The sequence below is a fragment of the Streptomyces sp. NBC_00104 genome (assembly GCF_045160825.1).
In the GTDB taxonomy this organism is placed as follows: Bacteria; Actinomycetota; Actinomycetes; order Streptomycetales; family Streptomycetaceae; genus Streptomyces.
The window spans coordinates 7,021,013-7,045,144 of the sequence record NZ_CP108215.1; the positions used below are offsets into that span (position 1 = coordinate 7,021,013).

General features: G+C 69.8%; 25 protein-coding genes and 1 pseudogene. 10 read left to right on the plus strand and 16 right to left on the minus strand.

From position 1 onward, the window contains the following. The first annotated feature begins 172 nt into the window (after window positions 1-172). Both OG272_RS30900 and OG272_RS30905 read left to right on the plus strand, forming a co-directional pair. On the plus strand, window positions 173-1,726 hold the full coding sequence (locus tag OG272_RS30900) for an ABC transporter substrate-binding protein (RefSeq protein ID WP_405895303.1): 1,554 nt from the start codon (window positions 173-175) through the stop codon (window positions 1,724-1,726). 117 nt (window positions 1,727-1,843) lie between these two features. Beyond that, window positions 1,844-2,266 carry an ATP-binding protein gene (locus OG272_RS30905; protein WP_327728093.1) on the plus strand — a complete coding sequence of 141 codons (423 nt, stop codon included), beginning with the start codon at window positions 1,844-1,846 and terminating at the stop codon, window positions 2,264-2,266. Here OG272_RS30905 and OG272_RS30910 read toward each other — a convergent pair. Then, window positions 2,259-3,776 (minus strand): HAMP domain-containing sensor histidine kinase, encoded by a 1,518-nt coding sequence (locus OG272_RS30910; protein WP_327728092.1) that lies wholly within the window; start codon window positions 3,774-3,776, stop codon window positions 2,259-2,261. The two genes, OG272_RS30905 and OG272_RS30910, sit on opposite strands and share 8 nt — an antisense overlap. After that, complete coding sequence (locus OG272_RS30915) at window positions 3,773-4,486, minus strand: response regulator transcription factor (RefSeq protein WP_327728091.1); 714 nt, start codon at window positions 4,484-4,486, stop codon at window positions 3,773-3,775. The genes OG272_RS30910 and OG272_RS30915 overlap by 4 nt, the downstream gene beginning before the upstream one ends. Before the next feature lie 166 nt (window positions 4,487-4,652). On the opposite strand from OG272_RS30915, the gene OG272_RS30920 reads away from it, so the two are divergent. After that, complete coding sequence (locus tag OG272_RS30920; RefSeq protein WP_405896094.1) at window positions 4,653-7,142, plus strand: MMPL family transporter; 2,490 nt, start codon at window positions 4,653-4,655, stop codon at window positions 7,140-7,142. Here the strand turns inward: OG272_RS30920 and OG272_RS30925 are convergent. The 9 genes from OG272_RS30925 to OG272_RS30965 all read right to left on the minus strand — a co-directional run bounded on the left by OG272_RS30925 (window position 7,123) and on the right by OG272_RS30965 (window position 13,905). Continuing rightward, a complete protein-coding gene (locus tag OG272_RS30925; RefSeq protein WP_327728090.1) occupies window positions 7,123-7,710 on the minus strand; it encodes a Uma2 family endonuclease in 588 nt (195 codons plus the stop codon). The genes OG272_RS30920 and OG272_RS30925 overlap by 20 nt on opposite strands. An 89-nt stretch (window positions 7,711-7,799) precedes the next feature. Then, the gene (locus OG272_RS30930; protein ID WP_405896095.1) at window positions 7,800-8,600 is read right to left on the minus strand and encodes a TetR family transcriptional regulator; all 801 of its coding nucleotides are present in this window, start codon (window positions 8,598-8,600) and stop codon (window positions 7,800-7,802) included. Between the two features lie 18 nt (window positions 8,601-8,618). After that, on the minus strand, window positions 8,619-9,137 hold the full coding sequence (locus tag OG272_RS30935; protein ID WP_405895304.1) for a thiol-disulfide oxidoreductase DCC family protein: 519 nt from the start codon (window positions 9,135-9,137) through the stop codon (window positions 8,619-8,621). Next, window positions 9,134-9,541: a hypothetical protein gene (locus OG272_RS30940; RefSeq protein ID WP_326578349.1), complete on the minus strand. Its 408-nt coding sequence runs from the start codon at window positions 9,539-9,541 to the stop codon at window positions 9,134-9,136. The genes OG272_RS30935 and OG272_RS30940 overlap by 4 nt, the downstream gene beginning before the upstream one ends. An 84-nt stretch (window positions 9,542-9,625) precedes the next feature. Next, entirely contained in the window at window positions 9,626-10,054 is a 429-nt protein-coding gene (locus tag OG272_RS30945) for a VOC family protein (protein ID WP_327728089.1), read from the minus strand. Between the two features lie 696 nt (window positions 10,055-10,750). After that, window positions 10,751-11,554: a hypothetical protein gene (locus OG272_RS30950; protein WP_327728088.1), complete on the minus strand. Its 804-nt coding sequence runs from the start codon at window positions 11,552-11,554 to the stop codon at window positions 10,751-10,753. An 84-nt stretch (window positions 11,555-11,638) separates the two neighbouring features. Then, entirely contained in the window at window positions 11,639-13,015 is a 1,377-nt protein-coding gene (locus OG272_RS30955; protein ID WP_327728087.1) for an FG-GAP and VCBS repeat-containing protein, read from the minus strand. A gap of 207 nt (window positions 13,016-13,222) precedes the next feature. After that, complete coding sequence (locus tag OG272_RS30960) at window positions 13,223-13,540, minus strand: helix-turn-helix transcriptional regulator (protein WP_326578342.1); 318 nt, start codon at window positions 13,538-13,540, stop codon at window positions 13,223-13,225. Next, window positions 13,537-13,905, minus strand: coding sequence for a type II toxin-antitoxin system RelE/ParE family toxin (locus OG272_RS30965; protein WP_326578340.1), 369 nt, complete (start codon window positions 13,903-13,905; stop codon window positions 13,537-13,539). Before OG272_RS30965 ends, OG272_RS30960 begins: the two co-directional genes overlap by 4 nt. 196 nt (window positions 13,906-14,101) lie before the next feature. Between OG272_RS30965 and OG272_RS30970 the strand changes: the two are divergent. From OG272_RS30970 to OG272_RS30985, 4 genes and pseudogenes are all read left to right on the plus strand, one after another. Next, a pseudogene (locus OG272_RS30970) lies at window positions 14,102-14,462 on the plus strand (hypothetical protein); the annotation flags it as partial. A gap of 140 nt (window positions 14,463-14,602) precedes the next feature. Continuing rightward, window positions 14,603-15,109 carry an NINE protein gene (locus OG272_RS30975; protein WP_326578336.1) on the plus strand — a complete coding sequence of 169 codons (507 nt, stop codon included), beginning with the start codon at window positions 14,603-14,605 and terminating at the stop codon, window positions 15,107-15,109. Beyond that, window positions 15,102-15,500 (plus strand): DUF2752 domain-containing protein, encoded by a 399-nt coding sequence (locus OG272_RS30980; protein WP_326578334.1) that lies wholly within the window; start codon window positions 15,102-15,104, stop codon window positions 15,498-15,500. Before OG272_RS30975 ends, OG272_RS30980 begins: the two co-directional genes overlap by 8 nt. Window positions 15,501-15,825: 325 nt before the next feature. Beyond that, a complete protein-coding gene (locus tag OG272_RS30985) occupies window positions 15,826-16,089 on the plus strand; it encodes a TM2 domain-containing protein (protein ID WP_326578332.1) in 264 nt (87 codons plus the stop codon). 179 nt (window positions 16,090-16,268) lie between these two features. On the opposite strand, the gene OG272_RS30990 is transcribed toward OG272_RS30985, so the two are convergent. The 5 genes from OG272_RS30990 to OG272_RS31010 all read right to left on the minus strand — a co-directional run bounded on the left by OG272_RS30990 (window position 16,269) and on the right by OG272_RS31010 (window position 20,695). After that, the gene (locus tag OG272_RS30990; RefSeq protein WP_326578331.1) at window positions 16,269-17,048 is read right to left on the minus strand and encodes a succinate dehydrogenase iron-sulfur subunit; all 780 of its coding nucleotides are present in this window, start codon (window positions 17,046-17,048) and stop codon (window positions 16,269-16,271) included. Beyond that, on the minus strand, window positions 17,048-18,802 hold the full coding sequence (gene sdhA, locus OG272_RS30995; RefSeq protein ID WP_327728086.1) for a succinate dehydrogenase flavoprotein subunit: 1,755 nt from the start codon (window positions 18,800-18,802) through the stop codon (window positions 17,048-17,050). The genes OG272_RS30990 and sdhA overlap by 1 nt, the downstream gene beginning before the upstream one ends. A 23-nt stretch (window positions 18,803-18,825) precedes the next feature. Beyond that, entirely contained in the window at window positions 18,826-19,317 is a 492-nt protein-coding gene (locus OG272_RS31000) for a succinate dehydrogenase hydrophobic membrane anchor subunit (protein WP_327728085.1), read from the minus strand. Between the two features lie 5 nt (window positions 19,318-19,322). Next, window positions 19,323-19,703, minus strand: a complete 381-nt coding sequence (gene sdhC, locus OG272_RS31005) for a succinate dehydrogenase, cytochrome b556 subunit (RefSeq protein ID WP_405895305.1) — start codon at window positions 19,701-19,703, stop codon at window positions 19,323-19,325. 365 nt (window positions 19,704-20,068) lie between these two features. Beyond that, window positions 20,069-20,695 carry a 2-oxo-4-hydroxy-4-carboxy-5-ureidoimidazoline decarboxylase gene (locus tag OG272_RS31010; RefSeq protein WP_326578322.1) on the minus strand — a complete coding sequence of 209 codons (627 nt, stop codon included), beginning with the start codon at window positions 20,693-20,695 and terminating at the stop codon, window positions 20,069-20,071. A 196-nt stretch (window positions 20,696-20,891) separates the two neighbouring features. Here OG272_RS31010 and OG272_RS31015 point away from each other — a divergent pair, with 196 nt between their 5' ends. From OG272_RS31015 to OG272_RS31025, 3 genes are all read left to right on the plus strand, one after another. Continuing rightward, complete coding sequence (locus tag OG272_RS31015; protein ID WP_405895306.1) at window positions 20,892-22,544, plus strand: beta-N-acetylhexosaminidase; 1,653 nt, start codon at window positions 20,892-20,894, stop codon at window positions 22,542-22,544. Between the two features lie 301 nt (window positions 22,545-22,845). Further along, entirely contained in the window at window positions 22,846-23,472 is a 627-nt protein-coding gene (locus tag OG272_RS31020; RefSeq protein WP_326578320.1) for a DUF4328 domain-containing protein, read from the plus strand. Between the two features lie 90 nt (window positions 23,473-23,562). Next, window positions 23,563-24,108, plus strand: a complete 546-nt coding sequence (locus OG272_RS31025) for a hypothetical protein (RefSeq protein WP_327728082.1) — start codon at window positions 23,563-23,565, stop codon at window positions 24,106-24,108. Window positions 24,109-24,132 lie beyond the last annotated feature (24 nt).

Consider the following 24,132-nt stretch of genomic DNA (forward strand, 5'->3'; position numbering starts at 1 on the left):
GTGACCGGCGCGGAAGGCTTTTGGAAACTTATGGACGAGATGCTTACTAATTTCTTTCGCAACTCAACAAAACCCGCCTTCCGTCACCACAGCCGACTGTGGTTAGGTGATCCGCGCCACCAAGGAACCACTGTGTGTAGTGGGCCGGGTGGGGTCCTTGGAAGGGGCGTCGATGCGGTCGGTTCGCCTGCGGATTCTCGCGTCGCTGCTCGTGCTGGCGGTCGCGGCGATCGGCGGCTGGCAGCTGCTGCCGGCCCAGCTGGACGGGAACAGGACGATCAGCGTCGGAACGACCGACACGGTCACCTCGCTCGACCCGGCCGGAGCCTACGACGCCGGGTCCTGGGCCCTGTTCAGCAATGTGTTCCAGTCTCTGCTGACCTTCGAACCGGGCGGCGCCACACCCGTGCCGGACGCCGCGCAGAGCTGTGGGTTCGCCGGCAACGCCCTCACCGTCTACCGCTGCACCCTGCGCCAGGGCCTGAAGTTCCCCAGTGGCCGCGAGGTCACCGGGAAGGACGTCAAGTACTCCTTCGACCGGGTCAAGCGCATCAACGCGGACGTGGGCCCCGCCGCCCTGCTCGACACGCTCCAGTCGGTCAGCGCGAGCGGGCCGACCGTCAGCTTCCGCCTCTCCTCGCCGGACGCCACCTTCCCGTCCAAGGTGGCCACCGGCGCCGGGGCGATCGTCGACCGCACGATGTACCCCACGAACCGGCTGCGCACGGACGGCGGCGCCGACGGCACCGGGCCCTACACCCTGACCTCGTACACGGACGAGCAGGCCCGCCTGACACCCAACGGCGACTACCGGGGTGTCGCCCAGGCCGTCGGCAGCCCCGTTCTCATGCGCTACTACAAGGACTCGGCGGCGCTGCAGAAGGCGTGGAAGGCACGGCAGGTCGACGTCGTCACGCGCACACTGCCGCCCGCGACGCTCGCCGCGCTGTCGCCCAGCGATCCGGACCAGCGGGTCACCGAGGCCGACAGCACCGAGACCCGCAACCTCGTCCTCAACGTGCGGGCGAACTCGCCCTTCCACGACCGCCGGGTGCGGCAGGCGCTGGCCGCGCTGATCAACCGCGAGAAGCTGGTCGCCGAGGTCTACCAGGGCACCACCGACCCGCTCTACTCGCTCATCCCGGCCGGCATCACCGGCCACACGACCTCGTTCTTCGACGCGAACCCCAAGCCCGACCCGCAGCGGGCCCGCCGACTCCTCGACGAGGCCGGCGTCGACATGCCCGTGCGCTTCACCTACGGCTACGCCGAGGGCCGGGGCTCGGCCGCCGCCGAGGCCGCCGAGCTGAAGCAGCAGCTGGAGGCGAGCGGGCTGTTCTACGTGACGACCAAGGCGTACGAGTGGACCGCCTTCCAGAAGCGGTACGCCGAAGGCAAGCTGGACAGCTACGGGGTGGGCTGGGTCGCCGACTACCCCGACCCCGACAGCTTCAGCGGGCCCCTGGTCGGCACCGGCGGCTCCCTGGGCAACGGCTACAGCAGCGAGCAGGTCGACCGGCTCGTCAAGGACAGCCGGCGCTACGAGGACCGCAGCCGGGCCGCGGCGGACTTCAAGGAGCTCCAGGAGGTCGTGGCCCAGGACGTGCCGATCATCCCGCTGTGGCAGCGCAAGGAGTACGTACTTAGCGGTGAGGACGTCGGCGGGGCACAGTATCTGTCCGACGGGACCGGTGTGTTCCGGCTGTGGCGGCTGGACTGGATATGACAGACGCCGTGTGACAGCTGACGCGAACTCGTGGGCCGGATGTTCGCGGGAGTGACACGACGCGCTCGCTCATCGCATCGTCTTGTGTCGAGGGTGTGATCGGAGTGAGGGGCGAACGTGTCGAGACGCGACTCCTTCCGGCTGCCCCGCCATCCGGCGTCCGTGGGGCTCGCCCGGCGACGCGTACGGGAACACCTGGTCGACTGGGGACACGGGGCGGACTCCCCGGCCCTGGACGACGTCGTGCTCGTCGTCTCCGAACTCGCGACCAATGTCGTCCGCCATGGTCCTTTGCTGGAGCGGGAGTTCGAGGTCGCGGTGACCGCGCTGGCGAACGGGTCCTGCTTCGTCGAGGTGTCGGACGAGGGGCTGGACGCGCCCCGGATCAGGGAGGCGGGGGACTGGGAGGAGGCGGGGCGGGGGCTGCGGCTCGTGGAGCACATCGCGGCGGTGTGGGGGGTATGGAGTCGGGGGCGGCACGGGAAGACGGTCTGGGCCCGGGTGGATGTGCCGCACACCCCAGGGGGAGGGGCTACGTGAGGGAGGACGACCGCGGGTCTTCCGCGGTGGTCCGTGCCGTTCCCCGCGCCGCTGGGCTTCCCAGTGTCACCGTCACTTTCAAGCCAACGCCCGGTGCCGTGGTCACCGTGACGTCACCGCCGTGGGTCTCGACCACTCCTTGCACGATCGCCATGCCCAAGCCGCTGCCCACGCCGCCTCCTGCCCTGAAGAAGCGGTCGAAGATCCTGGCCGCGTCCTCCTCGGCCAGGCCCGGGCCCTCGTCCGCCACGGAGAGGCGTACGACTCCGGCCACGCGCTCCACCCCCAGCCGTACCGGCACGTCCGCCGGCGTATGGGCGCGTACGTTGCTCACCAGGTTGCCCAGAACCTGGCGCAGGCCCGACTCGTCGGCCCGGACGAGGACAGTGTCCTCCGCGCGGACGGTGACCGGGCGGTCGGGTTGCTGGGCGCGGAGATCGGCGGCGGCGTCACGGACCAGGCGGCTGAGGTCGACGTCCCTGAGCCGGAGTTCGGGGCGCTGGTCGAGGCGGGCGAGGGTGAGGAGTTCGTCGACGAGGTGGCCCATGCGGTCGACCTCGTTGTTCATGCGGTCCCAGGCGCGCCGTCGTTCGTCGGGGTCGGTGAGCATGCCCTTGTCGTGGAGCTGGAGATAGCCGCGGATCGCGGACAGGGGCGTGCGCAGCTCGTGGGAGGCGTCGCCGACGAACCGGCGCAGCTGGGCGGCGCTGCGTTCGCGGGTGCGGTAGGCCGTCTCGACCTGCTGGAGCATGGAGTTGAGGGCGAGGCGCAGCTGTTCGACCTCCAGGGTGGCCTCGCTGCTGGAGGGGACGCGGCGGGTGAGGTCGCCCTCGGCGATCGCCGACGAGGTCTCGACCATGTCCTCCAGCGGCCGCATCCGGCGGCGCACGCTGAACAGGGTCAGACAGGCGAGCGTCGCGAGGAGCAGGCCGCCGACGGCGAAGTCCAGCTTGAGGGCCTTGGCGATGACGTTGTGGAGCGACTCGGTGGAGGCGGCGAGGAGGACGGTCGTGCCGTCGTCCATCCGGGCCGCGGTGACGCGGTGGGGGGCGCCCGCCACCTCGACGTCGTACGGTTCGTCGTCCGCGACGAGGGCGGCCGGATCGTCCACCGCGGCGGCGACCGCCCGCTGGCTGTCGGTCGGCGGGAAGCCGGCGATGGTCAGCGGCTCGCCCCTGTCGCCCAGCGCGGTGAAGACGGAGCCCTGGACGAGAGAGTCGGCGTCCCCGGCGGCGGGCTTGCCGGAGGCCCGGTCGCTGAGGGCGACCAGCGCGCTCAGCGCGTCGATCTGCTCCATGCCGATCCGTGCGGCACCGATCGAGTCACGGGTCGCCATGAGCTCCCGGTCGACGCTGTCGAGCAGATACAGCCGCATGCCCATCGCGCTGAACGTCGTCGCCGCGACGACGCCCACGGCGAGCAGTACGACGTTCGCGAGCGTGAGCTTGGCGCGCAGGGAGTACAGGCCGTGCCGGCGGCAGCGGCTCGGAAACCTTCGGGGAAGGGTCATGCCAGCCCGTATCCGACGCCCCGCCGCGTGGTGATCACCGGCGCGCCGAGCGCGTCCAGCTTGCGCCGCAGATAGCTGATGTACGTCTCGACGACGGTCGACTCGGCCGGTGCGTGCTCGTACTGCCATACGTGGCGCAGGAGTTGCTCCTTCGGTACGATCCGCCCGCCGTTGCGCACCAGGAACCGCAGCAGCGCGTACTCGGTGGGCGTCAGCTCCACCGTGCGGCCCGCCCGGTGCACCGAGTACGTCGTCTCGTCCAGCTCCAGGTCGCCGTAGCGCAGCGGCGGGCGCTGGGGCAGGACGTCGGCACGCCGGGTGCGGCGCAGGACGGCGGTGACGCGGGCGACGACCACCTCGATGTCGAACGGCTTGGTGATGTAGTCGTCGCCGAAGCCGAGGGCGCCCACGATCTCGGCGGGCGCGTCCCGGGCGGTCAGGAAGACCAGCGCCAACTCCGGCTGCCGAGACCGCAGTTCGTGGCCCAGGGCGCGGCCGTCGCCGTCCGGGAGCATCACGTCCAGGAGGGCCGCGTCGGGCCGGGTGCGTTCGGCGAGCGCGAGCGCGTCGCGGACCGTACCGGCCGTCATCACCTCGAAGCGGTGGTAGCGCAGTGCGATGGAGAGGACGTCGGCGATGCTCGGCTCGTCCTCGACGACGAGCACGGTCGCTCCCGCGCAGCCGGTGGTCGTGCCCTGGGTTCCGGTCATGTCCTCAGTATCCGCACGCGAGTTCCCGCAGGGGCCCGGTCCCGCTTTGGAGTTCCTTGAGAGTCATGGCCCGGCCATGTCGCCGTGCGTGTGCCGCGGTCGAGGGTGATGCCAGGACCTGGGGGACCAATCGACCGTCGGACAAGGAGAGTTGATCGTGGCGACCTTGGCACGGTGGTGCTATCGGCACCGGCTGGTGGTCCTGTTGCTGTGGGTGGGGACCGTGTTCGGCGTCGGCTTCGCCGGCACGAGCGCGGGCACGGACTACGCGAATGTCTTCTCCCTCCCGGGCACGGACTCCAAGCACGCGTACGACCTGATGGACAAGGCCTTCCCGGAGCGCGCGGGCGACACCGACACGGTGGTGTGGAAGGTGGACGAGGGGTCGGTGGACGACGCCTCCGTACGGTCCCGGATCGAGCCCGCCCTCCAGGAGATCGGCCGGATGGCGGGCGTGGGGGACGTGACCAGCCCGTACGACGAGGGCGGCCGGGGCGGTGGCGGCGGCGCGGGCGTCAGCCGGGACGGGGCGATCGCCTACGCCCAGGTGACCTTCACCGAGCAGGCGAACTCCGTACCCAAGGAACTGATCGACGACGTCATCGAGACCGCCCAGGGCGCCGAACGAGACGGTCTGCGGGTCGAGTTGGGCGGTCAGGCCATCGCACGGGCGCAGGAGGCCACCCAGGGCACGTCCGAGGCGGTCGGCATCCTGGCGGCGGCGGTCGTCCTCTTCCTCGCGTTCGGCTCGCTCTTCGCGATGCTGCTGCCGATCGTCGTCGCGATCGCCGGTGTCGGCACCGGCATGATGGCCACCGCCCTGCTCAGCCACACCACGAACATCCCGGACGTGGCCCCGCTGCTCGGCTCGCTGATCGGCCTCGGCGTGGGCATCGACTACGCCCTGTTCATCGTCACCCGGCACCGGCGCGGCATCCTGCGCGGTATGAAGCCGGAGGAGGCGGCGGTCACGGCCCTCAACACCTCCGGCCGCGCGGTGCTGTTCGCGGGCGGCACGGTCTGTATCGCGCTGGCCGGCATGCTGGTGATGAACCTCCGCTTCCTGGACGGCGTCGTCATCGCGACCTCGCTGACCGTCGTGCTGAGCGTCCTCGCGGCGGTCACCCTGCTGCCGGCCCTGCTCGGCGTGCTCGGCCCGCGCGTCCTCAGCCGCCGCCAGCGTCGCCGCCTCGCGGCCGCCGGCCCCGAACCGGAGCTGACGAGCGGCCTGGCGGCCCGCTGGTCGGCGTACGTCGAGCGGCGTCCGCGTTCCACCGCCGTCCTCGCCCTCGTCGTCATGCTGATCCTCGCGATCCCCGTCCTGTCGATCCGCCTCGGCACCTCCGACCAGGGCAACCACCGCGACACCACGACCACCCGCCAGGCCTACGACCTGCTGGCGGAGGGCTTCGGCCCCGGCTTCAACGGCCCCCTCCAGGTGGTCGTGGACGGCACCGGAGCCGACGGGCTGGTCGCGCGCATCGATTCCACGGAGGGTGTGGCCCAGGTGGCCGCCGTACCGCCGGCGAACGGCGTCACGGTGATCCAGGTGGTCCCGACGACGTCCCCCCAGGCCGAGGAGACGGACCGCCTCATCGACCGGCTGCGCGAGGACGTGATCCCCGCGTCCGGGGCGCAGGCCCACGTCGGCGGTGTCACGGCGGTGTCCAAGGACTTCGCCTCGGTGACCGGCGACCGTCTGCCCTACTTCATCGCGACGATCATCACGCTCGGCTTCCTGCTCCTGCTGGTCGCCTTCCGCTCGCTCCTCGTGCCGCTGACAGCCGCGCTGATGAACCTCGTCGCGGCCGCCGCGTCCTTCGGCGTCCTGGTGGCGATCTTCCAGTGGGGCTGGGGAACGGAGCTTCTCGGCATCGGCAGGGAGGGCCCGATCGCGGCCTTCCTCCCGGTCATCATGCTCTCGCTGCTCTTCGGGCTCTCCATGGACTACCAGGTCTTCCTGGTCAGCCGGATGCACGAGGAGTGGGTCCACACCAAGGACAACGCCCGCGCCGTCCGCGTCGGCCTCGCGGAGACCAGCCGGGTCATCAACTGCGCGGCCCTGATCATGATGTGCGTCTTCAGCGCGTTCGTGCTGAGCGGCGAACTGGAGGCCGCGATGGCCGGCATCGGCCTGGCCGCCGCCGTCGCCCTCGACGCCTTCATCCTGCGTACGGCGCTGGTGCCGGCCGCGATGCATCTGCTGGGGAAGGCGAACTGGTGGCTGCCGGCGGGGCTGGAGAAGCGCTTGCCGCACCTGGCGGTGGAGCCGAAGGAGGAAGAGCCGAATGAGGAGGAGCCGAATGAGGAGGAGCTCCCGGCCGCGGGGCCCCCGTTGTCGGACGGCGGCCCCGCCTCCGTGATCCACGGCTTCGTCCGGGCGGCGGACGGCGAGCCGGTCGAGGGCGCCGAGGTGACGCTGCTGTCGCGGGGTGGGCGTCAGCTGGACCGGGTCACATCTCTGGCGGACGGCTCGTACATCGTCGCGGTACCGGGCCCGGGGGCGTATCTGCTGGGGACGACTTCACCGTCGTCCGCCTCGCGTGCGCGTCAGGTGGTCGTGGGGGAGGGGCCGCTGGTGTACGACGTGGAGACGGCGGGGGTGGCCGAGGGGGAGGTGGACGCGGTCAACCAGCTCAGGCCAAACCGGCTTTGAGGAGGCGCTCGACGTCGAGCACGACCTTTCCGCCCACGGACTCGGGGAGCGTGACGAGCTCCCCGGGGAGGTGGATCCCGTGTGTGGCGTAATTGCCGCGCCCCGGTTCGGTCAGCACATGGAGGCGCTGGTGCTTGCGGTCGACGATGACGTAGACGGGGATGCGGGCCTTGGCGTAGTGGGTGACCTTGGTCTGCAGATCCGTTCTCCAGTTGCTGGAGGTGACCTCCATGACCAGACGGAAGCACATCGGGTCGTAGCAGCTGTTCTCCACCAGGTGATCACGGTAGTCGTCGTCGACCACCGACAGGTCGGGGATGGCGTAGTCCTCCGGGCCGCTGGGCAGCCAGAGGCCGATGCCCGGGAGCGCACGCACGAGGCCCAGATCCATGAAGGGGGCTGCGAACAGCATCAGCGCCTCGGAGTGAGGGCCGTCCGGTGCTGGGCTCACGAGGATCTGGTCTCCGATGATCTCGACGCGGAGGCCCGGAACGCTCTCCATGATGTGGTTCGCTTCGGCGATCAGCGCCCGCTCCTCGTGCGACCGCTCGACAGCTGCTGCGGACATCAGGTGCCTCCCATGGGCTGGTGTCGAGAGCATCATCGTAGGCAGGCAGGGTGCCTGATGTCCCCTTCAGACCGTTCACCCGAAAGTGATCACTCCGCTCCCCGCCCCTTGACCCCCGGCTCCGACACCACCTTCGTCATCCCCGGCAGGAAATCCGTGAACAGCTCGTGCACCTCGCGGACCAGTGGTCGCATCACCCGGAACCGCGCCAGCGAGACACCCCGGGTCGTCAGCCGGGCCCCCCGCTCGGCGAGCCGGTAGCTGCGCTCGCGTCCCTCCGTCCGGTCGAAGACCCAGTACATGACGAGCCCCATCAGGGAGAGCCACATCAACTCGGGCAGAATTTCCCGTAGTTCGTCCGGGACCTTGGCCTTCGACCCGGCGAGCACCTCGCGGTGGATGGCGATGGACTCCTCGCGCGGCCCCTCCGACTCGGGGGAGAAGGGGCTGAGGGGGCTGTCCGGATCGGCCGCGTTCTTGAAGAACTGCGCCGCGAACTCGTGGTACGGCTCCGCCACGTCCAGCCAGGCCTTCAGCACCCCGGCGATCCGTGCCTCCAGATCCGTCTCCCGCTCCAGCACCGTCCGCACCGCCGCCCGGTGCTCCGCGCCGATCCGGTCGTAGAACCCCTGGATCAGGTGCTCCTTGCCGGCGAAGTAGTAGTACGCGTTGCCGACGGAGACCCCGGCCTCCTTGGCGATGGCCCGCATCGTCGTCTTGTCGTACCCGCGCTCCTGGAAGAGCCGCAGCGCGGTCTCCAGGATCAGCGCGCGGGTCTGTTCGGACTTGGCGGTGCCCTTGGGGCCGGGTTGCTCGGCGCCGTCCCTGGGGCCGCCGGGCTCCGTGTCGACCTGGTCGGCGGGGGGCTCTGCGCTGGGGCTGTCGTTCACTGCGGGCACGGGCAGAGCCTAACGAGTCGGGCAGGTACCGGTGTCGCAGCCACCGGGAGGGCGGTACAGCCACCCGTACCGCCGGTCGTACGCCCATCCCGTCAGCTCGGCTCCGCCGCTCCCACAGCCCGAGCCGGGCTGCCGGTGGGCGCCCCGCCACTTCGCGGTGGTGAGTACGGCGGTGCGCGCGAGCCGGGCCCCCGCCGGGGTGCTCAGCCGGTGCGCGAGCGGCCGGTGCTCGCGCAGCGCCCACAGACACACGATCCAGGCGCCGGACCCCCGGTACACCTGCCCGCCGTCCCCCACGATCGTGATCTCCTCCAGCGTCGCCCCGTGATCGAGCGACGGAAACAGCAGCCGTGCCTCCTGCGACCCCGCCGCCACGAACGCCAGCGGCACCAACTGCCGCTGCCTGCCGAGCCACTCCCGCAGGAAGGCGCACAGCCCGCACCCGGCGTCGTACAGCACGGTGAGCCCGCGAACCGGGACGCACTCGGCGCCCCGGCCCGCGGTGGCCGCCTCGGCCGTGGTGCTCATGCCCGCCCTGCCGGAGCGACCCAGCCCTGCGGCGCGACCGGCGGCAGCTGCTCCCGCTCCATCACGCCCCGCCGCCGGAACTTGTTCAGCACGAACACGTTCCCCAGGTGCAGCGCCCCGAGCACGAGCAGCACCACACCGAGCTTCGCCGACACCGCCTCGAACACCTCACGCGGGCTGCTGATGGCGCCGTCCGCGTTCAGATACAGCGCCACGAACCCCAGGTTCACGAGATAGAACCCGACCACCAGCAGATGGTTCACCGCGTCCGCGAGGTTCTCGTTCCCCCGCAGCACGTCCGCGAGGAAGATCCGCCCGTTCCTGCTCAACGTCCGCGCCACCCAGACCGTCAGCCCCACGCTGACCAGCAGATAGACGACGTACGCGATGACCGTGAGGTCCATGTCCCCACCCCTTCCCGGCTTCTTGAACGTGTTCAAAACGTTCTGAGGGAGACTGTAGACCTATTTTTGAACACGTTCAAGCGGTCATCCGGTGCGGGCCAGCTCCGGCCGCTTGGTGTAGTCCGTGAACCCGACGACGTTGCCCCAGGGGTCCGCGAACTCGACGGTCCACCCGGTGGCGATGGAGAACGGCGCGTCGAGCGGCGGCACCCCCGCCGCCGTGAGCGCCCGCGCGGCCTCCCGGGCGTCCCGCACCTCCAGCCACGCCCGTGCCGTCCCCCACGCGGGCGACCGGTGCGGCAACTCGTCCTCCACGCGGAGCAGCAGCCCGGGCGTCTCCTTGCCCACCTTCAGCCCCGCGATCCCGGCCTCGTCCAGCCGGAACGCCACGGCGAAGCCGGCCCGCTCGTAGAAGGAGACGGCTTCGCCGAGGTCGCCGACGGGGAGGAGGAGGTTGTCGAAGCCGAGCAGTTCGTACGACTCGTACGACTCGTGTGACTCGTTGTCTGACATGTCGTCAGATTAGAGCGTCGGTCGATGTAGCCGCGGGAGCGACAGCACGCGTCGCATGGCACGGTCGGGCTGACGGGCCTGGGCGTGGAGAGGGGGCCGATGGCGATCCGGGTTTCCAGTAGCTCGAGGGGGCGAGGTCGGTGGCGCCGGAGGAGTCGGCGCCGGAGGACAGGGAGTCCAGGCCGGTGCCACCGCCGCTCGCCGCGATGCCCTTGCGGAGCATGAGCTGGGAGTGGACGTCCGTGCGGTACACCATGTCCGTCACTCCGTCGCCGGTGATGTCCAGGACGGTGACGATGTCGCGCTCGGTCCAGGCGGAGGCCGAGCCGGTCACGAACTCCCGCGCTCATACGAGGGATTCGTTCGCTGTAGGGCCCTACGCGCCGACGGGCGGCTGCGGCTGAGCGTGAGGGACAGCAGCCCGTGTCTGCCGCGCGAGAGGCCGGAGCCGGGGCTCGATGCCGAAAGCGGACGGGGACTGTGGCTGTCGAGGGCGTGCGCCGACGAGTGGGGGCATTACCTCGTCGTCAACGGGCGGGTAGCGGCGGTGGTAAGGAGGTGTGGGCGGAGTGGCGTTTCCCGGGCGTATAGACCGAGTGGGCCGCCCGTTCGCGGAGGACGGGCGGCCCACTCAGGAGCTATCGCTTTGAGGTCAGGAGAGGCGCGGTGCGTGGTCTCCTGTGTCAGACCTCTGTGTCAGGCCTCGCAGCCGCCCACCCGCCGGCTGCTCACCGCGATGTCGTCCATCCGCATCTCGAACGCCGCCGGAGCCGGGTTCGCCTGGTACAACTGCCAGCCCAGCTTGAGCTTGTCGAAGGTGGGGAAGACGAAGTCGTCCGTCGTGCCGCCGTGGTTCTTCGTGGAGACGGTCAGGTCGGGCTGGGCCACGCCGTTCAGGTAGACGGTGACGCGGTTGTCCGTGGCGTCGAGGTGGAACTCGGCGCACTGCCACTTTCCGGCGACGGCCGGAGCCGAGGTCTTCCAGTTGGTCCAGTCGCCCGTCGGGCCCAGATCGGAGCCCACGCCCCAGAAGTTGCCGGGCTCGGTGGGCGCGTACTGGCCGCCCAACGGCCGCACCAGCGTGGGGGAGTCGGCGCCGGAGGCCTCCGCGAGGGTCCAGTGGGCCCAGTCGGGAGCAGTCGGGAACTCGGTCACGCGCAGCCGCATCCGGGCCCAGAGGCTGTTGCCGGGCGGGGCGAGGTCGGACAGGACGACGAAGGCCCGTCCGTTGCCCTCGGTCCGGATACGGAGTTCACGGCCACGACCGTCGGTACCAGGCTCGACGGACAGCGTGCCGTTGGAGGCGTCAGTGGTCCAGCCCCGGCCCTTGGTCACCGGGCCGAGGGGGAGGTGATTGAAGTTCTCCCGGACGAGTGTGCCGCCGTACGTGTGGTCGGACGTGTCGTGCGGGACGGGCGTCGCCGAGGCTGTGGGGGGTATCGCGACAAGGATCGCGGCCGCGGCCGACAGTGCGGCCGCGGCTTTCCTCAGGTTGGTCATGGGGTCAGTCTGTGATCAACCGCCCCATCAGTCACACAAGTTGGTCGCGATCCAGCCAAGCGGCAACGTCCCTGCGCGCCGCGGCTACTGCGGGAAGCCCGGCTTCAGGCTCAGCTCCGTCACGGTGCCCGTCGTGATTCCGGACGCGCTCGCCCGGAAGAACAGGCTCGTCTCGCGGTTCACGCTCCCGGCGAGGAGGTCCTTGTCACCGTCACCGTCGAGGTCGCGCAGGCGGATGGCGGAGCCGAACATCTCGTACTCCTTGGGGTTGCCCGGAACTCCCTCCGTCGCCCGGCTGAACCACTGGGAGCCGGTGCCGGCCAGGCCCTTCTTGCCGCCGCGCAGGATGTGGAAGCCGCCCGCGTCCTTCGCGGAGCCGACCTTCTCTCCGGGGACGCCGACCGCGAGGTCCGGGTAGCCGTCGCGGTTGGTGTCTCCGGCGGAGAGTTCGTACCCGAAGCCGTCACTCTTCGACGCGGCCGTGGCGACGCCGGAAGTGGCCTGGGTGAGGCGGTACTTGGCGGTCGGGCCGCTCTTGCCGCCGCGCACGACGACCACCGAGCCCGCGCCCTTGTTGTACGACGTGTCGCTGACCGCCAGGTCTCCGTAGCCGTCCTTGTCGAAGTCCGCGACGACGCCGGTCGGGTCGTAGTCCGGCTCCGAATTGTTGATCGCGACCAGCTTGTCGCTCCACTTGACCGTCTTGCCGCCGCGCAGCAGCCAGGCGTCCTGCGTCATCTTGTCCTTGCGGTACCCCTGTCCGAGGACGTACAGGTCGGTGGCCTTGTCCTTGGTGACCTTTCCGGCGACGAGCCCGGTGGGTTCGAAGGTGTGAGTCGGGCCTGAACGGGTGTGCTTGGTGACCTTGCCCGTCTTGCCGGCCCGGGTGAAACCGCCCCGGTAGATGTGGACGGTGTCGAGGCCGTCGGCGACCGCCAGGTCCGCCTTGCCGTCGCCGTCGAAGTCGCCGGTTTCGAGCTCGTTGCCGAAGCTGAGGTGGGACTTCGCCTTGACGGGGAGCCGGGTCGCCTTGGTGCCGAGGCCGGACTTGGCACCCCACATGATGGTGACCGCGCCCGCACTGACCTTCCCGTTCACCTTCTCGCTGCGGTCGGCGACCGCCAGATCGGCGTAGCCGTCGCGGTTGAGGTCGGCGGCGGCGAGATCCTCACCGAACCCGTCGCCGTAGCCGCCCGCGTCACCGGCCGTCCCGGGGACGCCGGCGCTCTTCTGCGTGAAGGTCTTGGTTGTGCTGCCGGGACCCGTGGCGGTCCCGTACGTCACGGTGAACTCACCGTAGCCGGGGATCGCGTAGTCCCGGTACCCGTCGCCGTTGAAGTCGTCGGCGTACTTGGCGGGGGAGGCGCTCGCGGCGCCCGTCGTGAGGGTGAGCAGTCCGCCGGTCAGCGACACGGCCGCGGCCGTCGCGAGAACCAGGCGGGTATTCCTGCGCGTGAACATGCGTCTCCTGCGGTGTGCGCGGGGCTCACTGGGCGGCCCGGCGCTGGTATGGGTGCCTGTGAGGGCAGAGCGCGTACGACTGATGTCGGGCTCGTGGTTCGCCCGAGGCATCGGTGTATTGCGTGGCTTTGCCGAACAGGCGTACAGAGGAGACACGCGTCGAGACGCGAGGGTTGAACGGGACGCGTGGGATTCAGGAGCGCCGGACTACGCCACCACGACCCGGGTCCCATTGAAGTTCGCGACGATCTCCAGCTCCCCGCCCAGCGCCTCCACGTAGGCCGCGACCGTTCCCACCTCGGCGGAGTCGGTCCTGCCGCGCTCGATGGCGGACACCCTTTCCTGTCGTACGTGCATACGGTCGGCCACCTCACGCTGGGTGAGGCCGAGTTGCCTGCGCATCTCGGCCAACCGGTGCGCACGTGCCTCGGCGACCATGCGCCGGGCACCCGCCATGATCTCGTCCAGGTCCTCGGTGTCGAAGACCTCTTCCTTGACCTCGTCCCATGAGTGAAAGCTGGTCATCGCTCTGTCTCCTTGTGACGGCGCCGGGCCAGGTGGTCCAGCCACTCGGTATAGCGTTCCTCGGCCAAGGGGATCGCGCGGCGGTACCACGCCGTCCATCGCCCCGCCTTGTCACCCGCGACCAGGAGTACCGCGCTGCGCTCGGGATCGAAGGCGAAGAGAATCCTGATCTCGGTGTCTCCGGCCGAGCCCGGCCGTAGTTCCTTGAGGTGGTGCAGGGTGGACCCCTTGATCCGGTCCACAAGAGGGCGTCCCAGGTCCGGGCCCTCCTCGACAAGGGCCTGAATCGCCTGGCCCACCAGCCGTGCCGTGGTGCGGTCGTCCTTGCGCAGTCTGTGTAGCCAGTCGCGCACCTCTCCGGTCATTTCAAGATGCCAGGCCATCAACGATCACCGTGTAGTACGTGTACATACTAGTACTCTGGTGTACTGGCCGTCATCCGGTCCGGCAGTCCGGCGCAGATCACCCGATGGAGTGGCCCCTCTCTCGTGGGCTGCTCCCACCCCCTGCTTTCAGTGCCACCTTCGGTTCAACTCCCCTGCTGACCCTCAGAAGTCGGCGCTCCCTGGACTCGTCCTCTCCGAAGTGCTGCGTGACGTCGTCCTGTTCGTCGGAGTGGTGGCCGGGGGTGACGGCCCGACCTGGGCAGGACGGCGGGCCCGGCGGGCGCTTCCCGAGTACTGGACGTCGTGCGCTTTCGGTGCGCTGAACCAGGGTGCCGCGGCCCGTCGGAACGGGAACGGGGACAGCAATGAGAGGGGGCAGTAACGGGAACGGAACTCCGCAGACCGGCTATCTCCCCTACGAGGGCGACCGTATGCTCGTTGTCATCCTCAGCAAGGCGATGCTGCTCGCCAAGGACACGGAGATCACCGACCCGACGATCCTCAGCCAACCGGCACCTGTGATCACGGGACTGTGACTCCGCCCACACGCGGGAGTCGGTTCGGCGCCCGGCCGAAGTAACAACTTCTCTCCGGGCCCTTCCCTCCTGCAATATGACGGACAGCCCATAGTGAGTTTTTCAGCCGCTCAAGCAAACAACACGCAGGAGTCAGTACCGTGACCGAGCAGCCTCAGCAGCCCGCTCAGCCCCCGCAGCCGCCGCAGCCCGGATACGGGTACCCGAGCGGCGCCCCGGGCCAGCCGGGCGCCAACCCGTACGGCGCCCCGCAGGCCGGCGACCCGTACGGGGCTCCGCAGGGCGGCTACCAGCAGCCGGGCGCGGGCCAGCCCGGCTACGGCTACCCGCAGCAGGGCGGCTACCCGCAGGGCGGTTACCAGGTGCCGCCCACGCCGGGCGGCGCGTACACGGGTGACCCCAACGCCCCGTACGGCTACGACCCCTATGGTCGCCCGTACTCCGACAAGTCCAAGATCGTCGCGGGCATCCTCTCGCTGTTCCTGGGCGCCTTCGGTGTCGGCCGGTTCTACATCGGCCACGTCGGCCTCGGCGTCGCGCAGCTCCTCACCTGCGGCGGCCTCGGCATCTGGTCGCTGGTCGACGGCATCATCCTGCTGACCGGCAGCAACACCACGGACTCCAACGGACGTGTCCTGCGTGGCTGAACGCGGCCTCACCACCTTCCGGCATCCGGCGGCGGCCCCCTTCGCGGTGGCCGCCGCCGGGCTGGCGGGCGCCGCATACCTGTACGGCACCAACCCGCACGAGCCCAGCCATCTGCTGCCCCAGTGCCCGTTCCGCTATGTCACCGGGCTGCTCTGCCCCGCCTGCGGCGGCACCCGCATGGTGTACGACCTGATGCACGGCCAGTTCGCCGCCGCCTGGCACGACAACCGGGTGCTGCTGCTCGCCGCGCCCTTCGCCCTGGCGTTGCTCGGCCGCTGGTTCGTCGAGGGAGTGCGCGGCCGCCGCTGGCGCCCCGAACTGAAGCCCCGCACCCAGGCGTTGATCCTGGGTATCGCGGTGACGTGGACGATCGTCCGCAATCTTCACTGAGCGATCACGGCCGAATCGGGCTTTCTTCCCGCCGCCGGCCCCCGTAAATCCCTTACGCCCGCTTTATGTCGCCCAGTTGTCGCAAGTTGGCTGGAATCGGATCACGGAATCGGAACGATCGCCTTATTCCTCTCCCATCCGTCCCACGAGTCTCACTACGCTGCAACGGCGACAGGGGGGATGACGGGGGATTACGTCGTGCTCGATCGTTGGCCGGTGTTCGCCGTGCCTGATTGCTGCCGGTATTGTGCCGCGCCTTCTCTCCTGTGATGCCCCCCGGAGCAATCCGCTTCGGTTTCAGTCAGTACATCCAGGAGTTATTTCCATGACCGTCCCCACCCCTGACGCTCCCTTCGGCCACGACCCGCAGGGTCGCCCGTACTCCGACAAGTCGAAGATCGTCGCGGGCGTCCTGCAGCTCTTCCTCGGCACGCTCGGCATCGGTCGTTTCTACGTCGGTTCCGTCGGCGTGGGCGTCGCCCAGCTCCTCACCTGCGGTGGTCTGGGCTTCTGGTCGCTGATCGACGGCATCCTGTTCCTCACGAGCAACGACCGCACCGACTCGCAGGGCCGTGTCCTGCGCGGCTGATCGCGCTGAGGATCGCCGCGAGGTGATCGACCGATGGGCCTCGTCCACCGCGGAGCTTCCCCGAAAGCTCCGCGTGGGGACGAGGCCCTCGTGCGTGGGCCGCACACCCGCCTCCGCCGGGAACGCGGAAGGCCCGCAGGTGAACCTGCGGGCCTTCCGTCACGGACATCGGCGGCGGATCAGAAGCGGCGCGTGATGAGCGCCCGCTTCACCTCCTGGATCGCCTTGGTGACCTCGATACCGCGCGGGCAGGCGTCCGTGCAGTTGAACGTCGTACGGCAACGCCACACGCCGTCACGGTCGTTGAGGATCTCCAGCCGCTGCTCTCCGGCCTCGTCACGCGAGTCGAAGATGAAGCGGTGGGCGTTCACGATCGCGGCCGGACCGAAGTACTGGCCGTCGTTCCAGAACACCGGGCACGAGGACGTGCACGCGGCGCAGAGGATGCACTTCGTGGTGTCGTCGAAGCGCTCGCGGTCCTCGGCGGTCTGGAAACGCTCACGCGTCGGCTCGTTGGTGTCCTTCGTGATCAGGAAGGGCATCACGTCCCGGTACGCCTGGAAGAACGGCTCCATGTCCACGACCAGGTCCTTGAGGACCGTGAGGCCCTTGATGGGCTCGATCGTGATCGGCTTCTCGGGGTTGATGTCCTTGATCAGCGTCTTGCAGGCCAGACGGTTCTTGCCGTTGATCCGCATGGCGTCCGAGCCGCAGATGCCGTGGGCGCAGGAGCGGCGGAAGGTCAGGGTGCCGTCCACGTCCCACTTGATCTTGTGCAGCCCGTCGAGGACACGCTCCTTGGGGTCGATCTCCAGGACGAAGTCCTGCCAGCTCGCCTCGGCCGCGACCTCGGGGTTGAAGCGGCGCACGCGGAACGTGACCGTGATGTACGGGGAATCGGCGAAGCCGGGCTCGGGGCTGCCTGCCGCGTCCGCCTTGTCCAGGGTCGGGGTTGCCATCAGTACTTACGCTCCATCGGCTGGTAGCGGGTCTGGACGACCGGCTTGTAGTCGAGGCGGACGGTCTCGGAGCCGTCGTCGCCGACCTCGCGGTACGCCATGGTGTGACGCATGAAGTTGACGTCGTCCCGGTTCGGGTAGTCCTCGCGGTAGTGACCACCGCGGGACTCCTTGCGGGCCAGCGCCGACACGGCCATGACCTCGGCCAGGTCGAGCAGGTTGCCCAGCTCGACGGCCTCCAGGAGGTCGGTGTTGAACCGCTTGCCCTTGTCCTGGATCGCCACGTTCTTGTAGCGCTCGCGCAGCTCGGCGATCTTCTCGACGGCCGTCTTGATCGTCTGCTCGGTGCGGAACACCATGACGTTGGCGTCCATGGTCTCCTGCAGCTCGCGCCGCAGCTCCGCCACGCGCTCGTTGCCCGTGGCCGAGCGCAGCCGCTCGATCTGCTCGACGACCAGCGACTCCGGGTTCTCCGGCAGCTCGACGAAGTCGGCCTTCTGGGAGTAGTCGGCGGCGGCGATGCCCGCCCGCTTGCCGAACACGTTGATGTCGAGCAGCGAGTTGGTACCGAGACGGTTGGCGCCGTGCACGGAGACACAGGCGACCTCACCGGCGGCGTACAGGCCCGGGACGACGGTGGTGTTGTCGAGCAGGACCTCACCCTCGACGTTCGTCGGGATGCCGCCCATGGCGTAGTGGGCGGTCGGCTGGATCGGGATCGGGTCCGTGTAGGGCTCGATGCCGAGGTACGTCCGCGCGAACTCGGTGATGTCCGGGAGCTTGGCGTCGAGCTGCTCCGGCGGGAGGTGCGTGAGGTCGAGGTAGACGTGGTCGCCCTCGGGACCGCAGCCGCGGCCCTCGCGGATCTCCGTGTAGATGGACCTCGAGACCACGTCTCGCGACGCCAGGTCCTTCATCACCGGCGCGTACTTCTCCATGAAGCGCTCGCCGTCCTTGTTGCGGAGGATGCCGCCCTCACCGCGGGCGCCCTCCGTCAGCAGGATGCCCATGCGCCAGATGCCGGTCGGGTGGAACTGGAAGAACTCCATGTCCTCCAGCGGCAGACCCCGGCGGTACACGGCGGCCTGGCCGTCACCGGTCAGCGTGTGCGCGTTCGACGTCACCTTGAAGAACTTGCCGCAGCCGCCGGACGCGTAGATCACGGCCTTCGCCTGGAAGACGTGGATCTCGCCGGTGGCGAGTTCGTACGCGACGACACCCGCCGACTTCTTGACGCCGTCGACCTCGGTGATCAGCTGGTCGAGCACGTAGAACTCGTTGAAGAACTCCACGCCGTGCTTGACGCAGTTCTGGTAAAGCGTCTGGAGGATCATGTGGCCGGTGCGGTCGGCCGCGTAGCAGGAGCGGCGGACCGGGGCCTCGCCGTGGTTCCGGCTGTGACCGCCGAAGCGGCGCTGGTCGATCGTGCCGTCCGGCGTGCGGTTGAACGGCAGGCCCATCTTCTCCAGGTCGAGGACGGAGTCGATGGCCTCCTTCGCCAGGATCTCGGCGGCGTCCTGGTCGACCAGGTAGTCACCGCCCTTGATCGTGTCGAAGGTGTGCCACTCCCAGTTGTCCTCCTCCACGTTGGCGAGCGCGGCGGCCATGCCGCCCTGCGCGGCGCCCGTGTGGGAGCGGGTGGGGTACAGCTTGGTCAGCACGGCGGTGCGGCTGCGCTGCGTGGACTCGATGGCCGCGCGCATACCGGCGCCGCCGGCGCCGACGATGACGGTGTCGTACTTGTGGATCTTCATGATCGGTTGCCTCAGCCCCGTGCCTAGCGGATGTTCGGGTCGAAGGTGAAGATCACCAGCGTGCCCAGCAGGATGGTGAACACCGTGGCGGTGTAGAGCAGGCCCTTGAGCCACAGCCGGGTGTTCGCGCGCTCCGCGTAGTCGTTGATGACGGTACGCAGGCCGTTCGCGCCGTGCAGCATCGCGAGCCACAGCATCAGCAGGTCCCAGGTCTGCCAGAACGGCGAGGCCCAGCGACCCGCGACGAACGCGAAGCCGATCTTGGAGACACCGCCGTCGAGGACGAGCTGGATCAGCAGGTGGCCGATGACCAGGACGACCAGGACGATGCCGGACAGGCGCATGAAGAGCCACGCGACCATCTCGAAGTTGCCGCGGGTCGACCTGGGGGTCTTCTTGGTGCGCTTGCGGGGCGGCTCGATGAAGGGGGCCGGGTTGTCGGGGCTGTAGCCCGACAGCTCCTCGGCGCCCTCGACGGGGCCGATGCCGGATGCGGTGGTTTCAGTGGCGGACATCTGCCTCAGCTCCCGAAGACTTCACGGACGGCGTGGCCGAGGACGGGGTACAGGGCCCCGATCATCAGCACGAGCCAGATGCCGACGACGGACCAGAGCATCGTCCTCTGGTGACGGGGGCCGTTCGACCAGAAGTCGACGGCGATGACCCGAAGACCGTTGAGCGCGTGGAAGAGGATGGCGGCGACGAGGCCGTACTCCAGCAGCGCGACGATCGGCGTCTTGTACGTGGCCACGACCTTGTCGTAGGCGTCGGGGGAGACGCGGACGAGAGCGGTGTCCAGCACGTGTACGAACAGGAAGAAGAAGATGAGGACGCCGGTGACTCGATGAGCCACCCAGGACCACATTCCTTCCCGGCCGCGGTACAGCGTTCCAGCCGGCACGGAAGAACCCTCCGGGAGCGGGGATTGGGGCCGGCCGGCTTGCTTGTCGGTCTGACCCGGCCGGGTACGGTCCACCGGCCCCGGCCATGGTAGCGACGTCGTTGCACTTGGCTTAAGCCGGGAGGGTTGGTGTGATCAAACTGGCATACAAAGGTGCACGTAAGGGTGAGTAGCGGGCGGCATTCGGGGCGGGGGTGCTGGTGGGGTGCCGGGTGCGGGTTCGTTGTGGCTGGTCGCGCAGTTCCCCGCGCCCCTGGAAGGTCGCGGAGTTCCCCGCGCCCCTGAAGGATCGCGCAGGACCCCGCGCGCCTAGAAGGTCGCGCGGTTCCCCGAGCCCTTGAAGGATCCCGCAGTTCCCCGCGCGCCTAGAAGATCGTGCGGTTCCCCGCGCCCCCGAGGTGGCCGGTCAGCCGCTCTGCGGCCAGGTGGCGCAGTTCCTCCGCCACCACCACCCGTTCCTCCTCCGGGTCGTTCCCCAGGCGGGAGCGGATGCCCTCCAGGGTGCGGTCGAGGAGTTCGTCCGGGTGGGAGGTGTCCAGGGAGATGACGAACACGTGGCCGAAGCGGGCCTCGTAGGCGGCGTGGGCGGCGTTCAGGGCGGTGTGGGCCACGCCGTAGGTGTCGTCCGGGAGGGTGGGGAGGACTTCGCCGGCGAGGGCCTCCGCCAGGTCGGCCGCCGTGAGGTCGTACGCGGCCTCGTCCGACGCGGCGAGGAGGGCGTCGAGGTCGGGGTAGGGGCGGTGGTCGGTGAGGCGATGGGCCCAGCGGAGGCTGCGCAGGCAGGTGAGGAGGGTCTGCCGGGCCAGGTCGGCGGGGGCGTGGTTGAACTCCTCCAGGGCCGACGGGCCGGGGGTGCGGGCCTGCTCCGGGATGGCGACCTGGCCGGGGAGAGGGGGGAGGCGGTGCGGAGGCAGCGTGGATCCTCGGCGGTGCGTAGGGGTCGGCTGGGCAGGCCGTGCGAAAGGTGCCACCACGTTATCGAGGCGGGTCATGAGCTGTCCGTTCGGTGCCCGGAATTCACCCGGACGGAAGAGTTTCGGAACCTGTGGTGGACGGGTGGTGCGGTTGGACGTCGTAGGTTCGAGAAGGGGCTCGGAAGAGAGTCGGGAGAGGACCGGGGGAAGGACGCGGGCGAGAGGTGCGTGAGATGTCGTGGATGCTGACCGGGATCGGGACCGGGGGCGTGGCGTGAACCGGGGTCGGCGCAGGGCACCCCGCAGGAAGACGGCGATCACGTCGAAAGGGTTGCTCCTGGGCGCGGGCGTCGTCCTGGCGGGCGGCGCGGTCGCGGCGGCTGTGACCGTGTGGCCGGGCGACGAGAAGCGCACGCCCAGCGGGGCGCAGCCGTCGCCGGGCCGGTCGTCGCTGAGCGAGGCGGAGAGTTCGCCGTCCGCGTCCCCGTCGCCTTCGCGCACGTATCCGCTGTCCGGGAAGCCCCTGACCATCCCCGCCGTACGGCAGCACGAGGCCGCCCGTGGCCCCGGCTGGAAGCCCGCCGACGGGGGCCGGGTCGTCGTACGGAACGCGGCGCTGGCCGACGAGGCGCGCTTGACCGCCGGGGAGCTGGGGCTGGCCTACGCGGGGGAGACCGAGCCCCGGGACGGGGACGTGGAGCTGGCGCTCACCGGGGCGGACGCGCCGCGGTCGGAGGCGTACACGCTGACGGTGAAGGACCGGCGGGTACGGATCGCCGCGCCCGCCGAGGCGGGTGTCTTCTACGGGACGCGCACCCTGAAGCAGGAGGTGCGCGGCGGCGGTACGGCGCCGGAGGGCGTCGTCCGGGACGAGCCGGCCAAGCCGCAGCGCGGGTTCATGCTCGACATCGCGCGCAAGCACTTCACGGCCGGCTGGATCGAGGACCGCATCCGTGAGCTGGGCGACCTGAAGTACAACCAGCTCGGGCTGCACTTCTCCGACGACCAGGGCTTCCGGATCGAGTCCACGAGCCACCCCGAGGTGGTGTCGGACCAGCACCTCACCAAGGCCCAGGTGAAGAAGATCCTGGACCTCGCGGAGAGCCGGCACATCGAGGTCGTACCGGAGATCGACTCTCCCGGGCACCTGGGAGCCGTGATCGCGGGCAATCCGGGGCTCCAGCTGAAGAACGCGCAGGGCGTGGCCGCGAGCGGAGCCGTCGACATCGCCAACCCCGAGTCCGCCGAGGTCGTCGACGAGTTGCTCGACGAGTACGCCGACCTGTTCCCCGGCGCGTACTGGCATCTCGGCGGTGACGAGTACCGGGCGCTGATGGTGTCGAACCCCGAGGCCTCCTATCCGCAGCTGGCCGCCGCCGCGCGGCAGAAGTACGGCTCCGGCGCGACCGTCGCCGACCTCGCCACCGGCTGGCTGAACGACCGCGCCAAGGTGATGCGCGGGCACGACCGGACGGTACGGGCCTGGAACGACGGGTTCTTCCGGGGCGGGTCCGTCCAGGCGGACAAGGCGATCCAGGTCGCGTACTGGACGGGCAAGGAGATCGGGGCCCGGCCGCCGGTCGAGTATCTGAGCGCCGGGCGTCAGGTGATCAACTACAACGACGAGTACCTGTACTACGTCCTCGGCGAGCCCAACCAGTTCGTCTACCCGACCGGGCAGCGCATCTACGAGTCCTGGACGCCACGGGTGCTGCGCGGCATCACCGCCGTCCCCGCCCAGTACGACGACCAGATCCTCGGCGGTGTCTTCGCCGTCTGGTGCGACCTGGCGAACCGGCAGACCGAGGCGCAGGTCGCGGCGGGCGTCCGGATGCCGTTGCGGGCGCTGTCGCAGAAGCTGTGGGATCCGGCGAAGCCGGGGATGAGCTGGGCGCAGTTCCGGGAACTGGCGGGGAAGGTGAGCTGAGCCTCCGGGGGCGCCGGGGAACGGAATCGGGTGGACGGGCAGGGCGGGTGAACCGTATGTTCCGAGTGTTCTGAGCGCCGAGCGTCAGGGTCTGGGGAGAACCGCGTTCGGTGCGTTTCGACCACACGGGGGCTTCACGGTGAACTGTGCGCGCTGCGGAAACCATGCGGCGGCACCCGGCGGCGAGCTGTGCCGGTGGTGCGGGGCGGCAGCCCCGCCGCTGCCCACGCACCCGGCGCGGCCCGCTCCGCCGCCGCACGGGGCGCCCTGGCTGCGGTCACCGGTGGGGTACGGACGGGCTGTGGCGGTGCTGCTCGGGGTGGTCATCGCCGTCGACCTGCTCTCGATAGGGGCGGACATCGCGTTGCTCGACGTGAGTGGCCGGATGGCGGACGGGGAGTCGCGCGCGGCCGTCGCGCGGGATGCGGACTCGGCGGACCTGCTCGTCGATCTGGCCGGTGGCCTGCAGATGCTCAGCTTCTTCGCCACCATCGCCGTTTTCCTGGTGTGGTTCCACCGGGTACGGGTCAACGCCGAGGTGTTCGACCCGTCCGGACACGGGCTGAGGCGGGGCTGGGCGATCGGGGGCTGGTTCGTGCCGCCCGTGCTCCTGTGGTTTCCGCGACGGATCGCGATCGATTGCTGGGATGCGAGCAGTCCGCGGGAGAAGCCCCGGTCGCACGCGCTCGTCAACGCCTGGTGGGCGCTGTGGCTGATCAGCGTCGTGGTGAGAGAGGTGGCGGACAAGGCGTATTACGAGGCGGAGGCGGGCGCGGAACACCGGTCGGCCGCCCTGCGGATGCTGTTCGCGGACGCCGTCGAGATCGTGGCCGCCGTGCTCGCCATCCTCTTCGTCGTCACGCTCACCCGGATGCAGGACGACAAGGCGCGGAGCGGCCCGCGCGAACCGGAGCCCGTCTCCCTCTGAGCCCGTCTCCCTTCGGGGATGTCTCCGCGCAACCGTACGGATTGCCCGATTCCGGAGCGAACCGCCGTACGGGTGTGGTCTATTCCCGGTATGGGGTACTGGGGGTACTACGTCGTGGGCAGAAGCGAGCGGCCACTCGCGGAGCTGGACGCGCTGACCGGGGCCGAGGGCATGACGCTGTGTGCGACGGCGGCCGACGGCTGGCAGGTGTGGGCGTACCCGACGGGCGCGCCCGGTGGCGAGGCCACGGGGGACGCCGGGGACACCGGCGACGTCGGGAACATGAACACGCTCGCCCGGGAGACGGACGCGCCCGCGTTGTTCGGTTACGTCATGGGCAGCGACTGTGTGGTCGTCGAGGCCGCCGGGCCGGAGAGCGGGGCGTGGACGACGTGCCTCGCGCGGCGCGCCATGGCCGCGTATCTGGGTGACGGCGAGGGGCTCACGGTCGAGGACTTCTTCCTCGAACCACGCGACGCCGCCGAGCGGGCCGTCGCCTGGGCCGCGGAGGCGGGACGGGCGGTCGTCGAACAGTCGTTGGTCGAGGTGTTGAGCGCAGAACCTGGACCGCCGGACCTCCTGGCTGAAAACATTCTCTTCCGGTTGCTCGACCGGCTCGGGGTCGTCCCTCTGTGACACTCCCGTGTCGTCGCACGCAGT

Excerpts from the sequence above, each read along its gene's own strand:
- OG272_RS30990 (WP_326578331.1), bottom strand. The coding sequence starts at position 17,048 with ATGGCAACCCCGACCCTGGACAAGGCGGACGCGGCAGGCAGCCCCGAG.
- sdhA (WP_327728086.1), bottom strand. The coding sequence starts at position 18,802 with ATGAAGATCCACAAGTACGACACCGTCATCGTCGGCGCCGGCGGCGCC.
- OG272_RS31010 (WP_326578322.1), bottom strand. The coding sequence starts at position 20,695 with ATGACCCGCCTCGATAACGTGGTGGCACCTTTCGCACGGCCTGCCCAG.
- OG272_RS30955 (WP_327728087.1), bottom strand. The coding sequence starts at position 13,015 with ATGTTCACGCGCAGGAATACCCGCCTGGTTCTCGCGACGGCCGCGGCC.
- OG272_RS30945 (WP_327728089.1), bottom strand. The coding sequence starts at position 10,054 with ATGTCAGACAACGAGTCACACGAGTCGTACGAGTCGTACGAACTGCTC.
- OG272_RS30935 (WP_405895304.1), bottom strand. The coding sequence starts at position 9,137 with ATGAGCACCACGGCCGAGGCGGCCACCGCGGGCCGGGGCGCCGAGTGC.
- OG272_RS30960 (WP_326578342.1), bottom strand. The coding sequence starts at position 13,540 with ATGACCAGCTTTCACTCATGGGACGAGGTCAAGGAAGAGGTCTTCGAC.
- OG272_RS31025 (WP_327728082.1), top strand. The coding sequence starts at position 23,563 with ATGGGGTACTGGGGGTACTACGTCGTGGGCAGAAGCGAGCGGCCACTC.
- OG272_RS30910 (WP_327728092.1), bottom strand. The coding sequence starts at position 3,776 with ATGACCCTTCCCCGAAGGTTTCCGAGCCGCTGCCGCCGGCACGGCCTG.
- OG272_RS30985 (WP_326578332.1), top strand. The coding sequence starts at position 15,826 with ATGACCGTCCCCACCCCTGACGCTCCCTTCGGCCACGACCCGCAGGGT.
- OG272_RS30950 (WP_327728088.1), bottom strand. The coding sequence starts at position 11,554 with ATGACCAACCTGAGGAAAGCCGCGGCCGCACTGTCGGCCGCGGCCGCG.
- OG272_RS31000 (WP_327728085.1), bottom strand. The coding sequence starts at position 19,317 with ATGTCCGCCACTGAAACCACCGCATCCGGCATCGGCCCCGTCGAGGGC.
- OG272_RS30900 (WP_405895303.1), top strand. The coding sequence starts at position 173 with ATGCGGTCGGTTCGCCTGCGGATTCTCGCGTCGCTGCTCGTGCTGGCG.
- OG272_RS30940 (WP_326578349.1), bottom strand. The coding sequence starts at position 9,541 with ATGGACCTCACGGTCATCGCGTACGTCGTCTATCTGCTGGTCAGCGTG.
- OG272_RS30925 (WP_327728090.1), bottom strand. The coding sequence starts at position 7,710 with ATGTCCGCAGCAGCTGTCGAGCGGTCGCACGAGGAGCGGGCGCTGATC.
- OG272_RS30965 (WP_326578340.1), bottom strand. The coding sequence starts at position 13,905 with ATGACCGGAGAGGTGCGCGACTGGCTACACAGACTGCGCAAGGACGAC.
- OG272_RS30915 (WP_327728091.1), bottom strand. The coding sequence starts at position 4,486 with ATGACCGGAACCCAGGGCACGACCACCGGCTGCGCGGGAGCGACCGTG.